General features: G+C 67.6%; 16 protein-coding genes. 4 read left to right on the top strand and 12 right to left on the bottom strand.

The window, feature by feature from the left end; translation table 11 throughout:
* Positions 1-160 precede the first annotated feature (160 nt).
* The 6 genes from AX730_RS03755 to AX730_RS03730 all read right to left on the bottom strand — a co-directional run bounded on the left by AX730_RS03755 (position 161) and on the right by AX730_RS03730 (position 5,011).
* Entirely contained in the window at positions 161-1,555 is a 1,395-nt protein-coding gene (locus tag AX730_RS03755) for an RNA polymerase factor sigma-54 (protein WP_407071470.1), read from the bottom strand.
* Between the two features lie 88 nt (positions 1,556-1,643).
* A complete protein-coding gene (gene lptB, locus AX730_RS03750) occupies positions 1,644-2,363 on the bottom strand; it encodes an LPS export ABC transporter ATP-binding protein (RefSeq protein WP_062352168.1) in 720 nt (239 codons plus the stop codon).
* Complete coding sequence (gene lptA / locus AX730_RS03745; RefSeq protein WP_062352164.1) at positions 2,363-2,872, bottom strand: lipopolysaccharide transport periplasmic protein LptA; 510 nt, start codon at positions 2,870-2,872, stop codon at positions 2,363-2,365. The genes lptB and lptA overlap by 1 nt, the downstream gene beginning before the upstream one ends.
* Entirely contained in the window at positions 2,850-3,413 is a 564-nt protein-coding gene (lptC, locus tag AX730_RS03740) for an LPS export ABC transporter periplasmic protein LptC (protein WP_062352161.1), read from the bottom strand. The genes lptA and lptC overlap by 23 nt, the downstream gene beginning before the upstream one ends.
* Positions 3,410-3,955 (bottom strand): KdsC family phosphatase, encoded by a 546-nt coding sequence (locus tag AX730_RS03735; protein ID WP_062352157.1) that lies wholly within the window; start codon positions 3,953-3,955, stop codon positions 3,410-3,412. The genes lptC and AX730_RS03735 overlap by 4 nt, the downstream gene beginning before the upstream one ends.
* 51 nt (positions 3,956-4,006) lie before the next feature.
* On the bottom strand, positions 4,007-5,011 hold the full coding sequence (locus tag AX730_RS03730) for a KpsF/GutQ family sugar-phosphate isomerase (protein WP_062352154.1): 1,005 nt from the start codon (positions 5,009-5,011) through the stop codon (positions 4,007-4,009).
* A 53-nt stretch (positions 5,012-5,064) separates the two neighbouring features.
* Between AX730_RS03730 and AX730_RS03725 the strand changes: the two genes are divergently transcribed.
* The 3 genes from AX730_RS03725 (at position 5,065) to AX730_RS03715 (ending at position 6,966) form a co-directional block, all read left to right on the top strand.
* Positions 5,065-5,304 (top strand): BolA family protein, encoded by a 240-nt coding sequence (locus tag AX730_RS03725; protein WP_062352151.1) that lies wholly within the window; start codon positions 5,065-5,067, stop codon positions 5,302-5,304.
* 64 nt (positions 5,305-5,368) lie between these two features.
* Positions 5,369-6,640: a UDP-N-acetylglucosamine 1-carboxyvinyltransferase gene (murA, locus tag AX730_RS03720; RefSeq protein WP_062352149.1), complete on the top strand. Its 1,272-nt coding sequence runs from the start codon at positions 5,369-5,371 to the stop codon at positions 6,638-6,640.
* Positions 6,637-6,966 (top strand): EF-hand domain-containing protein, encoded by a 330-nt coding sequence (locus AX730_RS03715; protein WP_232310173.1) that lies wholly within the window; start codon positions 6,637-6,639, stop codon positions 6,964-6,966. The genes murA and AX730_RS03715 overlap by 4 nt, the downstream gene beginning before the upstream one ends.
* 41 nt (positions 6,967-7,007) lie before the next feature.
* Here the strand turns inward: AX730_RS03715 and AX730_RS03710 are convergent, their stop codons facing one another.
* The 6 genes from AX730_RS03710 to purM are packed head-to-tail and all read right to left on the bottom strand — an operon-like array spanning position 7,008 to position 11,429.
* On the bottom strand, positions 7,008-7,688 hold the full coding sequence (locus tag AX730_RS03710) for a DUF3108 domain-containing protein (RefSeq protein ID WP_062352146.1): 681 nt from the start codon (positions 7,686-7,688) through the stop codon (positions 7,008-7,010).
* Positions 7,689-7,710: 22 nt separating this feature from the next.
* Positions 7,711-8,394 carry a DUF3108 domain-containing protein gene (locus tag AX730_RS03705; protein WP_062352143.1) on the bottom strand — a complete coding sequence of 228 codons (684 nt, stop codon included), beginning with the start codon at positions 8,392-8,394 and terminating at the stop codon, positions 7,711-7,713.
* 8 nt (positions 8,395-8,402) lie between these two features.
* A complete protein-coding gene (locus AX730_RS03700; protein ID WP_062352139.1) occupies positions 8,403-9,119 on the bottom strand; it encodes a DUF3108 domain-containing protein in 717 nt (238 codons plus the stop codon).
* Between the two features lie 15 nt (positions 9,120-9,134).
* Positions 9,135-9,788, bottom strand: coding sequence for a phosphoribosylglycinamide formyltransferase (purN, locus tag AX730_RS03695; RefSeq protein WP_062352136.1), 654 nt, complete (start codon positions 9,786-9,788; stop codon positions 9,135-9,137).
* Positions 9,785-10,405: a DUF2238 domain-containing protein gene (locus tag AX730_RS03690; protein ID WP_062352133.1), complete on the bottom strand. Its 621-nt coding sequence runs from the start codon at positions 10,403-10,405 to the stop codon at positions 9,785-9,787. The genes purN and AX730_RS03690 overlap by 4 nt, the downstream gene beginning before the upstream one ends.
* Positions 10,406-10,412: 7 nt before the next feature.
* Positions 10,413-11,429, bottom strand: a complete 1,017-nt coding sequence (purM, locus tag AX730_RS03685) for a phosphoribosylformylglycinamidine cyclo-ligase (protein ID WP_062352130.1) — start codon at positions 11,427-11,429, stop codon at positions 10,413-10,415.
* 169 nt (positions 11,430-11,598) lie between these two features.
* On the opposite strand from purM, the gene AX730_RS03680 reads away from it, so the two are divergent.
* Positions 11,599-12,684, top strand: a complete 1,086-nt coding sequence (locus AX730_RS03680; RefSeq protein WP_083537701.1) for a DUF2066 domain-containing protein — start codon at positions 11,599-11,601, stop codon at positions 12,682-12,684.
* Position 12,685: the final 1 nt, after the last annotated feature.

The raw sequence follows: 12,685 nt of genomic DNA, 5'->3' as shown, positions 1-12,685 counted from the left end.
CGGTGGCAACGGAAGGCGATGCCTTCGAAGACAAGATGGACCCGTCCGCGACAACTATCAACCGTTATGACGCAAATCTTTGCGTGATGGAGGGGGGTGTTAGAAAAGCGTTTCGCGGGCGCGGAACGGAGTCACGAAACAGCTGCGACGCGCGGACGATTCAGCCGATGCGCACGCGTTCGTGCGAAGACAGGATGTTGAGGGCCTCGCGGTACTTCGCCACGGTGCGTCGCGCCACGGGGATGCCGGAGGCCTTGAGCAGGTCGGCCAGCTTCGCGTCCGACAGCGGCTTGCGCGGGTTTTCGCCCTCGACCAGCCGTCGGATCATCGCCTGGATCGCCGTGCTGGATGCCTCGCCGCCGCCCTCGGTGTCGATGCCGGAGGCGAAGAAAGCGCGCATCGGCAGCGTGCCGCGCGGCGTGCGCACGTACTTGCGGGCGATGGCGCGCGACACCGTGGACTCGTGCAGGCCGACTTCATCCGCCACGTCGCGCAATGTCAGCGGGCGCAGCGCCTGTTCGCCGAATTCCAGGAAGCCGGCCTGCTGATGCAGCAGGCAGCGCATGACCTTCAGCAACGTATCGCCGCGCGCTTCGACACTCTTGAGCAGCCAGCGCGCTTCCTGCAATTGCGCCTTGAGATAGCCAGCATCGCTGTCGCCGCACTGGCGGATCATCTGTTCGTAGCCGCGATGGATGCTGATGCGCGGCAGGGTGTTGCCGGACAGCGCGGCGCGCCATACCCCGCGTTGGCGCCAGACCACGCAGTCCGGCACCACATAGGTATCGTGGGAAAGATCGCCTACCTGCGCGCCGGGCTTGGGATCGAGCGTGCGCAGCAGTTGCACGGCTTCCTCCATGTCGGCCAGCGGGCGTTTCATTTCCTGTGCGAGTCCTGCCACGCCACTGCGCGGGAGGCGCTCCAACGCGGTATCGGCGATCCGCAGCGCCAGCGCCTTGCCGGGCGTGTCGTCGCTCAGCACCGCGAGTTGCAGGTGCAGGCATTCGCCGAGGCTGCGAGCGGCTACACCGACCGGGTCGAAGCGCTGTACTTGCCTGAGGACGACGAGGATGTCGTCTTCCTCCGCCTCGACATCCGGTCGCAGGGCCTGGGCGATGGCCGCGAGCGGTTCGCGCAGGTAGCCGTCGTCCTCGAGCGCGTCGATCAGGGTGGCGCCGATGCGACGGTCGCGTTGCGACAAGTGGGACAGGTGGAGTTGCCACAGCAGGTGGCCATGCAGGGTGTCCGCTTCGGCCACACGCTCGGCAGGGCTGCCGCCCTCATCTTCATCGAATGAGCCACCGCTGCCCGACGATGTCCACGGCCCCTCGTCCGGCGACCAGTCGTCGCGGTCGTCCGCGGCTTCGTGTTCGACCTGCTGCACCGGTTCGGCGGGTGGCTGGTCGTCATCGCTGCCACGGACCTGGGCCGGCTCTTCCTCGGGCTCGCTCCAGTCGAGCAGGGGGTTGGTTTCCACCGCCTCGGTCAGCTCGATCTCGAGCTCGGCGGTGGACATCTGCAGCAGCCGGATGGCCTGACGCAACTGCGGCGTCATGACCAGCTGCTGTCCCAGCGATGTCTGCAGGCGTGGCTTCATTCCCGACCTTGGAAACCCGTGTGGCGGCCTGGGCCGCCGACGGGGATCACAGGCGGAAGGTCTCGCCCAGATAGACCCGGCGTACGTCCGGATTGGCCAGCAACGCGTCCGGGGCCCCTTGCGCCAGAACGCTACCGGCATTGAGGATATACGCCCGGTCGCAGATTCCCAAGGTTTCGCGCACGTTGTGATCGGTGATCAGCACGCCGATGCCGCGATCCTTGAGGTGCTTCACGATGCGCTGGATCTCGCCGACGGAGATGGGATCGACGCCGGCGAAGGGTTCGTCCAGCAGCATCAGGCGCGGGCGGGCGGCGAGCGCGCGCGCAATCTCCACGCGCCGACGCTCGCCGCCGGACAGGCTGGCGCCCAACTGGTCGGCGACGTGGGTCACCTGCAGTTCGTCCAGCAGCGAGGCCAGTTCGCGCTCGGTGCCTGCGCTGTCCAGGTCGTCGCGCAGCTCCAGTACCAGGCGGATGTTGTCGGCGACGCTCAGCTTGCGGAACACCGAGGGTTCCTGCGGCAGGTAGCCCACGCCGAGCTTGGCACGTTGGTACATCGGCTGGGCGGTGATGTCCTGGCCATCCAGTTCGATGCTGCCGGCATCGGCGGCCACCAGGCCGACGATCATGTAGAAGCAGGTGGTCTTGCCGGCACCGTTGGGGCCCAGCAGGCCGACCACTTCGCCAGGCTGCAGGGTCAGGCCGAAGTCGGCGACGACCTCGCGCTGCTTGTAGCGCTTGCGCAGTCCCTTCGCGGTCAGCATCAGTTCTTGCCCTGCGCGGGCGCTGCGGTCTTGGGCTGGATCACCGTGCGCACGCGGGTACCGTCGCCGCCGCTCTGCATGTTGCCGCTCTTGGTGTTGTAGACCATGCGCTGGCCGCTGTTCGAGCCGCGGTCGGACTTCACCGTGTAGTTGCCGATGAAGGTGATGGTCTCGGTCTTCATGTCGTACTCGACGCGGTCGGCCTGCGCATCCATCCACGTGCCGTCGTCCATCTGCTGCTTCATCTTCACCTGCTTGCCGGTGAAGACCGACCGCGAGACCTCGCCATCGGCCATGTAGATCTCGGCGGCGCTCGACTTGATTTCCAGCGAGCCCTGGGTAACCACGACGCCGCCGCCCAGCAGGGTCTTGCCACTGCCTTCCATGTTGCCGGTCTGGCTGCCGGAATCGATGGTCATGGCCTGGTTGCGGTCGGTGGACTTGGCCACGGTGCCGGCGGCGGGCAGCAGGAGCAGCAGCGCGGCGCTAGCGAGCAGAACGCGGTTCATAGATGGATCTCACCTGGGATTTGAATGTGTATTCGTTGGTCTTGAGATTGGTCTCAAAACCGCGCCCGCTCAGTCTAGAGCCGGGCTGCGTTACCGTCACCTCGTCGTCGGACTGGGCAAGATCGCGGTCGGGGAACACGTTGAGCGTGTCGGAGCGGAAATCTGCCTGGCGGGCGCTACCGGCCGGCGACGTGCCATGCACATCGCCCTTCAGGCGCAGTTCCTCGCCCTTCGCGCTGAGCCAGCCGGTCTTCGCACGCAGCTCCCACGAGCGCCCTTCCTCCTCCGGCAACAGGAACAGCGGCGTGGTGATGGTATAGGTCTGGTCCTGCGGGTTGCGCACCATCTCGGGGGCGCGCACCGCCACGGCTTCCTGCCCCTCGCCGTTCAGCGCGATCATCTCGAAGTCGCGCATCACGTAGTCCGAGCGGTCGGTGACGATCCGGTTGGGCGGGGGAACGTCGCGGTTCTTCCATGCCGACCAGCCGCTGACAACCGCGGCCAGCAGCAGGATCAGCCCGAGCGTGGTGCGCCAGCTCATGCTGTTCCTCCTTCGAGCGTGGGCGCGTGACCCTGCGTGCCAAGCAGCAGGTCGCACGCTTCGCGCGCTGCGCCCTGGCCGCCGGCGCGGCGCGTGCGCCAGTGGGCGTGCTGTGCGGTCCATGGGTGTGCGTCGGCCGGCGCGATCGCCAGGCCCACCGCGCGAAAGGGCGGCACGTCCGGCAGGTCGTCACCCATGAAGGCGACCTGCTCCAGTCCGATGCCGAGTCCCGCGGCCAGCTCGCGCACCTTGGCCAGCTTGTCCTTGACGCCGGTGAAGACCTGCACGCCCAGTTCCCGCCCCCGCGCCACGGCGACCGTGCCGCTGCGCGCGGTGATGAAGGCGACCTCGATGCCGGCGCGCTTCAGCAGCACCAGGCCCTGCCCGTCCTGCACATGGAACGCTTTCTGTTCGCGGCCCTCGCCGTCGAGGAACAGCCGTCCATCGGTCAGCGTGCCGTCCACGTCGAAGCACGCCAGACGGATGCGCGCGGCACGGGCCAGCACGTCTTCGGTCAGGTCATGGAGATGGCGCAGGGGCATGGGCAAAAAGGGGGGAGCGAAAGGGGAGGGGATGAGGAACGGTTCCGGGGGTTACACCACGCGGGCACGCAACAGGTCGTGAATGTTGAGCGCGCCGACCGGGCGCCGCTCGGCGTCCACCACGATCAGGCCGCTGATCTTGTGCGTTTCCATCAGGCGCGCCGCTTCCACCGCCAACTGGTCGGCACCGATGGTCTTGGGCGCGTGCGTCATCACCTCGGCAATGCGGGCGGTGCGGACGTCCAGCGCGGGATTGTCCAGTGTGCGGCGCAGGTCGCCGTCGGTGAACAGGCCGGCCAGGCGACCATCGGGCGCCACCACGGCGGTCATGCCCAGGCGCTTGCGGCTCATCTCCACCAGCGCTTCGCTCAGCGTCGCGCCCACGTCCACGCGCGGCACCTCGTCGCCCGCATGCATCACGTCGGTGATGTGCAGCAGCAGGCGGCGGCCGAGGCTGCCGGCGGGATGCGAACGGGCGAAGTCGTCGGCGGTGAAGCCGCGCGCATCCAGCAGCGCCACGGCCAGTGCATCGCCCATCGCCAGCGAGGCGGTGGTGCTGCTGGTCGGCGCCAGGTCCAGCGGACAGGCTTCCGCGGGCACGCTGACGTCGAGGTGGATGTCGCTTTCGCGGGCCAGCGTGGAGTGCGGTCGGCCGGTCATGCCGATGACGGTGTTGCCCTGGCGCTTGAGCACCGGCAACAGCATCAGCACCTCATCCGATTCGCCTGAGTAGGACAACGCCAGCACCACATCGGCGTCGGTGATCATGCCGAGATCGCCGTGGCCGGCTTCGCCAGGATGCACGTAGAACGCCGGCGTGCCGGTGGACGCCAGCGTCGCCGCGATCTTGCGCGCCACATGCCCGGACTTGCCCATGCCGGTGCAGACGACACGGCCATTGCCCGTCAATATGGTCTGGCACGCGGCAGCGAAGGCATCGTCGATGCGGGCCGCCAGTGCATCCAGCGCCCGTGCCTCGATCTCGATGACCCGACGGCCGCTGGCCGCCAGGCTGGCGGGCGACACGGAGGGCGTCAGGGGGGAAGACTGGGGCATGCGAACGGGGCGCCGGCGGGTAGAATGGCCGGGTATTTTATTAGGAAAGCCCGTTGGACGCCGAAACCATCCGTAAACTGATCGAATCCGGCCTGCCGGGTGCCCGTGCCGACGTGCAGGGCGACGATGGCGTCCATTTCGAGGCGACCGTGGTGGCCGACGCGTTCCGTGGCAAGCTGCCGCTCGCCCGGCACCGCATGGTCTACGCCACGCTGGGCGATCTGATGGGCGGCGCCATCCATGCGTTGCAACTGAAGACCATCACCCCCGACGAGGCCGGTTCCGCACGCTGAGGCGGTTGATCGCCATCGCACGGCCTGCTTCGCCCTCCATCCGTACTCTCCATTCCGGATTTCCATGCAGAAGATCATCGTCACCGGTGGCAACACGCTCAACGGCGAAGTCACCATCTCGGGCGCCAAGAACGCCGTGCTTCCCATCCTGTGCGCGACGCTGCTGGCGGATGCGCCGGTGGAGATCACCAACGTGCCGAACCTGCACGACGTGGTGACCACGGTGAAGCTGCTGGGCGAGCTGGGCGCCGGCATCACCATCGATGAGGGCACGTTGGCGAAGGGGCGCGGCATCACCGTGGATCCCACCACCGTCACCCGCTTCGTCGCGCCGTACGAGCTGGTGAGGACGATGCGTGCCTCGATCCTGGTGCTCGGTCCGCTGCTCGCGCGCCACGGCGCCGCCGTGGTGTCGCTGCCGGGCGGCTGCGCGATCGGGTCGCGCCCGGTCGACCAGCACATCAAGGGCCTGCAGGCGCTGGGTGCCGAGATCACCGTCGAGAACGGCTACATCAAGGCCCGCGCGGCGCGCTTGAAGGGCGCGCGCTTCGTGTTCGACATGGTCACCGTGACCGGTACCGAGAACGTCATGGCGGCCGCCACGCTGGCCGAAGGCACCACGGTGCTGGAGAACGCGGCGATGGAGCCGGAAGTCACCGATCTGGCCGAGTGCCTCAACGCGCTGGGCGCGAAGATCGAAGGCGCCGGTACCTCGCGCATCGTCATCCATGGCGTCGAGCGGCTGGGTGGCGGTCGCCATTCGGTGGTGCCGGACCGCATCGAGACGGGCACGTTCCTGGTCGCGGCGGCGATGACCGGTGGCAAGGTGACCGCGCGCAACGCCCGACCCGATACGCTGGAAGCGGTGCTGGACAAGCTCACTGAAGCCGGCGCGAAGATCGAGACGACGACCGACAGCATCACCCTGGACATGCAGGGCAAACGCCCGAAGGCCGTGGGCCTCACCACGGCGCCGTACCCGGCGTTCCCCACCGACATGCAGGCGCAGTTCATGGCGCTGAACTGCGTGGCCGACGGCGTGGGCGTGATCAATGAAACGATCTTCGAAAACCGGTTCATGCACGTCAACGAACTCCTGCGCCTGGGCGCCGATATCCGTGTCGAAGGCCATACGGCCATCGTGCGTGGCGTAGAGCATCTGGGGGGGGCGCCAGTGATGGCGACCGACCTGCGTGCGTCGGCCTCGCTGATCCTGGCCGGCCTGGTGGCTGATGGCGAAACCACGATCGACCGCATCTACCACCTCGATCGCGGCTACGAGAACATCGAGGAAAAGCTGGGCGGCCTGGGCGCGAAAATCAGGCGCGTGTCGTGAGCAGGCACGATCCCAGGCTGTCCGGGATCCGCCCGCGCTTCCCGCTGCGCCGCAGGATCCTGCTCGGCATCGTGGCGGCCTTGCTCGCACTGGTCGCATGGCTTCACTACACCGGATCGGCGGCCACGCACGGCATCACCACCCGCGACATGGACTGGAACGGCGACGGTACGGTGACCCAGGGCGAGATCGCACAGGCCATCTTCACCGTGGTCGTGGAGCAGAAACAGGACGGCAACCGGCAGTGCAACGCGTTCGGCTGGCGAGACGGCAGCGGCACCATCCGCATGGACTGCAAGACGGTGTTCCAGTCCGATGCAGAATGAAAAAGCCCGGCATGCGCCGGGCTTTTTTTCTGGATGCTGACTCAGCGCCAGGAGGTCAGCTGCAGACGGAACACCTCGCTGCCGTCCTCGCGCTGCACGATGCGTACCGGCGCAGGCACGCCGGCCGCGATCCACGCGGTGGTCTGCTTGCCGCCCGCGTCTTGCACCACCTTGGTCGTGTCCAGCGCACGCCCGCCCACGGTGATCTTTTCGCGGCCGGCGACGCGGTAGGCCATCGGCTTGGCCTTGCCATTCTCCAGCAGGCGGTAGTTCATCGACGTGCGGCCGAAGCCGACATCGCGGACGAGCGCCAGGTTCACCAGCAGGGCATCCATGTCCCCAACCTGCATCGCCACCGGACCGGCCCGCTGTGGCTTCACGTCGCCGGTCCAGCGTACCTGCATGCCTTTCCAGTTGTAGTGCGTGACGATGGACCGCGTCTTCATCAGGTAGGTTGAACGGTCACTGCCTCCCAATGGCCGATAGCGGCCTGCGGCATCCTCGAACACGGTGGCCTGGCTCAGGTTGGCCATCGCGTTGCGGATGCCCATCGTGTGGGTCCAGCGGTTGCCTTGCTGCGAGAGCGACATTGAACCGCCCGCGGAAATGCCCTTGTAAGAGGCATCGTATTGGGCGGTAAAGGGCTTCAACGCATAAGCCGGGGCGGCCGTCATCGCGAGCACCGTGGAGGCGATCGCCAGCAGCGCGGACATCCTTGTCATGGCAGTTTCTCCAGCGTGGCGGTCAGCGCCAGGACGTGAGCGTCAGGTCGATGAGGTCCTGGCCGTTCTCGCGCTGAAGAATACGCGCAGGAACCGGTGTGTCGGCCACGACCCAGACGATGGTCTGCTTGTCGCCGTCGGTGCGGACGACCTTGGTGGCGTCCTGTGGCTTGCCGCCGATGGTGATGCGCTCCTTGCCTGCAACTTGGTAGTTCATCGGCTTGGCGCGACCGTTCTCCACCATGCGGTAGGTCAGCGGCTTGCCGGCCGCCACGTCGCGCACGATGGCCAGGTTGACCAGCAGCGCGTCCATGTCGCCCGCAAGCAGCTTCACGGGGCCGGCGCGGTCAGGCTTCACGTCGCCGCTCCAGGTGGCCTGGGCCTTCGACCAGTCGTAAAGCGTGTTGACGTTCTTCTTCTTGATCAGCAGTCGCGAGGTGTCCGTGCTGCTGAGCGGGCGCATGCGGCCATCCTGCAGGTCGAACACGGTCTTCTGGCTCAGTTCGACCGCCTGGTTGCGCACGCTGAGCGAGTACTGCCAGCGATTGCCCGGCTGCGCCACCACGGACATCTGCCCGTCGCCGACCATGCCCAGGGCACTGGCGCTGTACTGCGCAGTGAATGCTTCGATGGCGAGCGCGGGCGCGCTTGCGCCCGCCAGGAGTGCGGCGGCGAGCAGCAAGCGCGGCACGCGGAATGCGGTCATTGTCATGTTCAAGGGGCTCCTTGGTATTCGACCAGGCGGAGATCCACGCCATCCTGACCGTTGTCCCGCTGCAGGATGCGCACGGGGGTGGGTACGCCATCGGCGACCCAGAAAATGGTTTCGTCGTTGCCGCCGTTGGCCCGGCTTACGCGCAGTGCGCTGTAGCTCAGGTCCTCGACGGTCACGGTTTCGGGTTCGGGTGACACGACGTACTGGTATTCGCGGACGCGGCCATTGTCCACCACACGGTAGTCGAGCTGCTTGCCGGGCGCGGCGTCGCGGATCACCGCCAGGTTCATCAACAGGGCGCTCAGGTCGCCGGGCTGCAGGGGGAGGGGCGCGCGACGGTTCTTCTTGATGTCGCCCTGCCACTGCGCCTTATGGTTGTCCCAGTCGTAGGTGCCGACCATCTTCTTGCCCATGAACAGCGCATGGCGGACTGTGGCTTGGCTGAGTGGGCGGAACTGCCCGTCGATGGCGTCGAAGACCGTGCTTTGCTCGATGTTCAATCCGGCCAGTCTGGCCAGACCGCGCGTGCCTTTGACGTTCAGGTCGATCTGCCATTGACTGCCGCTCTTCGGCTCGACTTTCATGCTCGCGCTGCCGGCCAGCTTGCCTTCGTAGTAGGCCTGATAGCGGGCCACGAACGGATCCAGCGCCCACGCGGGTGCAACGGATCCGGCCAAGGCCAGGCCAACCAGCAGGGAGCGGAACAGGACGGTCATCGGGGGCGGGCGGCGTCAGGAAACCAAACGGTCGGCTGAATCTAGGGACAGGGGATTTAATAACGGCTGACCGTGACAGCGAGTGACGTCTTCCTGTTCAGCCAAGTGGCCCTCACTGGCCAGTCCCAGCACCGCCACCAGCAGGGCGTGCTCGCGCGGAAGCAGCCGTGCGGCCAGCGTTTCCGGCGTATCGCCAGGCAGGACCGGCACCTTCACCCGGGCGATCACCGCGCCGGCATCCAGTTCGGGGATGACGAAGTGGACACTGGCGCCATGTTCGGGGTCGCCGGCCGCGATCGCGCGGGCATGGGTATGCAGTCCGCGGTGTTTGGGCAGCAGCGAGGGATGGATGTTGAGCAGGCGACCGCGGAAGCGGGTGATGAAGGCGTCGCCGAGGATGCGCATGTAGCCAGCACAGACCACCCAGTCCGGGCGAGTGCTGGCAACGGCATCCGCCAGTGCCGCTTCGTAGGCGGCACGATCGGGAAATGCGGTGGGTCGGGCGCTCCAGCGTCGTGCGGCCGGTACCTGCCGCAGGGCTGGCGCAGTCGGCTTGTCGGAGAACACGCCCACGACCTCGGCATCCAGCGTGTTATCGGCAATCGCCTGCAGGATGGCCTGCAGGTTGCTGCCGCGACCGGAGGCCAACACCGCGATGCGTGCGGTCATGCTGCGACTCCGCGCCGCTCGGCATGGGCCAGCGGCCACGTCAGCAGCGCGCCGAGGGTGGCCAGCAGCATGTCGGCATGGGCATCCCAGACGTCACCTTGCTGGCCGTTGTAGGACTCGGCCGCCTCCGGCGACATCGTCAGTGCGATGGCCCATTCCAGCCATTCGTACACCAGACTCGTGCACATGATCAGCATCACCGCGAGGATGAAGGCCTGCCCGATGGACAGCTGCGGCCAGCGCTGGCGCAGCCAATGCCAGGCGGCAGGCGTGAAGCAGATGCCATACATCAGGTGGATGAAGCGGTCGAAATGGTTGCGCTGCCAGCCGAACGCCTCCGCCGGCGACCAGCCGGTCGTGGCCTGCAGCCAGGCGTCGTACGGCACGTAGGAGTACAGCCAGCGCGCGCCGATGCAGTGCGCCACGATGAAGGCGCAGATCAGCGCGAAATGCGCCGGCCGCAGCGGCCAGCGCCGGTCATGCCACCACAGCCAGGCCAGCCCGAGCACGGTCAGGCTGCTGTGCATGGCCTGCTCGACCGGCCAGCGCGGCGCGATCCACGTGGCGGCGAACACCGCCAACGTCAATCCGAAGGCGATCGCCTTGCTGCGCGGCATGCCGCGCTCAGCCGATGCGGACGCGTTCGCCGCCGCTGGCGGTGACGACCTCGCCGATCTGCCAGTGGGTCAGGTGCAGGCGGGCCAGGTCCGTCTGCACGGCGGCGAGCTGGTCCGGCGCGACCACCAGCACGAAGCCGATGCCGCAGTTGAAGGTGCGCCACATCTCGGCGTTCTCGACCGCGCCTTCGCGCTGCAGCCAGTCGAACACCGGCGGCAGCGTCCACGCGCTCGCGTCGATCTGCAGGCCCAGGCCGTCGGGGATCACGCGGATGATGTTCTCGGTCAGGCCGCCCCCGGTGATGTGCGCCATGCCATGCAGGTCGTGCGCCTGCAGCAGTTCCAGGATCGGCTTCACGTACAACGTGGTCGGCGCCATCAATGCGTCGGCGAGCGGCACGCCGCCCACCTCGATATCGGCCGGTCGGCCGGCGCGGTCGTAGATGCGGCGGACCAGCGAATAGCCGTTGGAATGCGGGCCGCTGGAGGCGATGCCGAGCAGCACGTCGCCGGCACGGACCTTGTTGCCGTCCAGCAGGCGCGACTTTTCCACCGCCGCCACGCAGAAGCCGGCCAGGTCGTACTCGCCCGGGCCGTACATGTCGGGCATCTCGGCGGTCTCGCCGCCGATCAGCGCGCAGCCGGACAGCTCGCAGCCGCGGGCGATGCCGCCGACCACGGCGACCGTGGTGTCGATGTCGAGCTTGCCGGTGGCGAAATAGTCGAGGAAGAACAGTGGCTCGGCGCCCTGCACCAGCACGTCGTTGACGCACATGGCGACCAGGTCGATGCCGATGGTGTCGTGCCGGCCGAGCTGCTGCGCGAGCTTCAGCTTGGTGCCCACACCGTCGGTGCCGGAGACCAGCACGGGCTCGCGGTACTTGCCGGACAGGTCGAACAACGCGCCGAAGCCGCCCAGCCCGCCCATCACTTCCGGCCGGAAGCTGCGCTTCACCAGCGGTTTGATGCGTTCGACCAGTTCGTTGCCGGCGTCGATATCGACACCCGCGTCGCGATAGGTCATCGGGGTGGGGGCGGAAGGCGTCGGCTGGGTCACGGGCGGTCGTCGGCGGGGCAGAGGCGTGATTTTAAAGGAATCGGTGGTCCGAGCGACCGCCCTGAACGGGTGCCGTTGGCGATACAGGGTCATTCGGGCAACAATTCGCCGGGTCTGCAGAGCTCAAGGACGCTCGATGCGCCGTATCCCAGGTATCGCACTCGCCACCGCACTGCTGGTGGCGGCACTGACCACGACGCCCGCCGTGCGGGCGCAGTCCGGCCTGCGCACGGAAGGCGATGCGGTCTCCGCGCGCGGGCTGTACCAGGCGGAGGTGCCGGTCAGCGGACAGGGTGAAGCCGAGCGTCAGGGCGGCTTCGCGCGCGCGCTGGGCACGGTGCTGGGCAAGCTGTCGGGCGACCGAGCGGCGATGTCGCGCCCCGGCGTCGGTGCCGAGCTGCGCAACGCCAAGGACTACGTGGACGGCTACGACTATCGCCAGGACCAGGGCACCTCGGCGACCGGTGCGCCGACCTTCCGCACCACGCTGGTGGTGCGCTTCGACGAAGACCAGGTCAACGGCCTGGCGGGTGCGTTGGGCCTGCCGGTGTGGCCGCAGCCGCGTCCGAAGCCGGTGGTCTGGCTGGCGATCAACGATGGCAGCGGCCCGCGCCTGGTCGGGTTGCCGCACTCCAATGCCGCGCGTCCGCTGCTCAATCGCGCGATCGAGCGTGGCTATGGCTTGGGCCTGCCGGCCGGTGGGGCGGCGGAACAGGCGTTGGTGGGAGCCATCTGGCGTCAGGACACCGCTGCCGTCGCGCGTGCATCCGCGCGCTACAGCCCGCCGATGCAACTGGTCGGCAAGCTTTACCGCAATGCCAAGGGTGGCTGGACGGCCGACTGGGTGTTCGTCGATGCCGGCAAGGTACTTGGCAAATGGTCGGTGACCGATGCGGACGCGCGACGTGCGATGGCGTCCGGTGCCGACGGCACCGCCGATGCATTGGTGAAGCGTTACGGCAAGCGTGGCAGCGCGGGTCCGGCCGGCACCTACCGCGTGCTGTTCACCGGTATCCGCAACACGGACGACTACCTGCGCCTGACCGGCCATCTGCAGAAGATGGCCGTGGTCCGCCATATCACGCCGGTGCGTGCCAGCGGCGATGTGCTGGAACTCGACCTCGAACTGGTCTCGGGCCTGGCCGGCTTCCGCCGCACCATGGGCGACGAGGCTCCTTTCACCGGTGGCGAAGGCGAGCCGCCGGCCTACCAGATGCGTTGAC

Origin of the sequence: Pseudoxanthomonas mexicana (genome assembly GCF_001556105.1) — a bacterium.
Lineage (GTDB): Bacteria > Pseudomonadota > Gammaproteobacteria > Xanthomonadales > Xanthomonadaceae > Pseudoxanthomonas_A > Pseudoxanthomonas_A mexicana_A.
Note: the sequence above shows the minus strand (reverse complement) of the source record. Positions and strands in the feature narration are given on the sequence as shown.

Bases quoted from the DNA above. Each gene is read 5' to 3' on its own strand.
- lptC (WP_062352161.1), bottom strand. From the start codon at position 3,413: ATGAGCTGGCGCACCACGCTCGGGCTGATCCTGCTGCTGGCCGCGGTT.
- AX730_RS03735 (WP_062352157.1), bottom strand. From the start codon at position 3,955: ATGCCCCTGCGCCATCTCCATGACCTGACCGAAGACGTGCTGGCCCGT.
- lptB (WP_062352168.1), bottom strand. From the start codon at position 2,363: ATGCTGACCGCGAAGGGACTGCGCAAGCGCTACAAGCAGCGCGAGGTC.
- purN (WP_062352136.1), bottom strand. From the start codon at position 9,788: ATGACCGCACGCATCGCGGTGTTGGCCTCCGGTCGCGGCAGCAACCTG.
- AX730_RS03710 (WP_062352146.1), bottom strand. From the start codon at position 7,688: ATGACAAGGATGTCCGCGCTGCTGGCGATCGCCTCCACGGTGCTCGCG.
- purM (WP_062352130.1), bottom strand. From the start codon at position 11,429: ATGACCTATCGCGACGCGGGTGTCGATATCGACGCCGGCAACGAACTG.
- AX730_RS03755 (WP_407071470.1), bottom strand. From the start codon at position 1,555: ATGACGCCGCAGTTGCGTCAGGCCATCCGGCTGCTGCAGATGTCCACC.
- AX730_RS03690 (WP_062352133.1), bottom strand. From the start codon at position 10,405: ATGCCGCGCAGCAAGGCGATCGCCTTCGGATTGACGTTGGCGGTGTTC.
- AX730_RS03705 (WP_062352143.1), bottom strand. From the start codon at position 8,394: ATGACCGCATTCCGCGTGCCGCGCTTGCTGCTCGCCGCCGCACTCCTG.
- murA (WP_062352149.1), top strand. From the start codon at position 5,369: ATGCAGAAGATCATCGTCACCGGTGGCAACACGCTCAACGGCGAAGTC.
- AX730_RS03730 (WP_062352154.1), bottom strand. From the start codon at position 5,011: ATGCCCCAGTCTTCCCCCCTGACGCCCTCCGTGTCGCCCGCCAGCCTG.
- AX730_RS03700 (WP_062352139.1), bottom strand. From the start codon at position 9,119: ATGACCGTCCTGTTCCGCTCCCTGCTGGTTGGCCTGGCCTTGGCCGGA.
- AX730_RS03680 (WP_083537701.1), top strand. From the start codon at position 11,599: ATGCGCCGTATCCCAGGTATCGCACTCGCCACCGCACTGCTGGTGGCG.
- lptA (WP_062352164.1), bottom strand. From the start codon at position 2,872: ATGAACCGCGTTCTGCTCGCTAGCGCCGCGCTGCTGCTCCTGCTGCCC.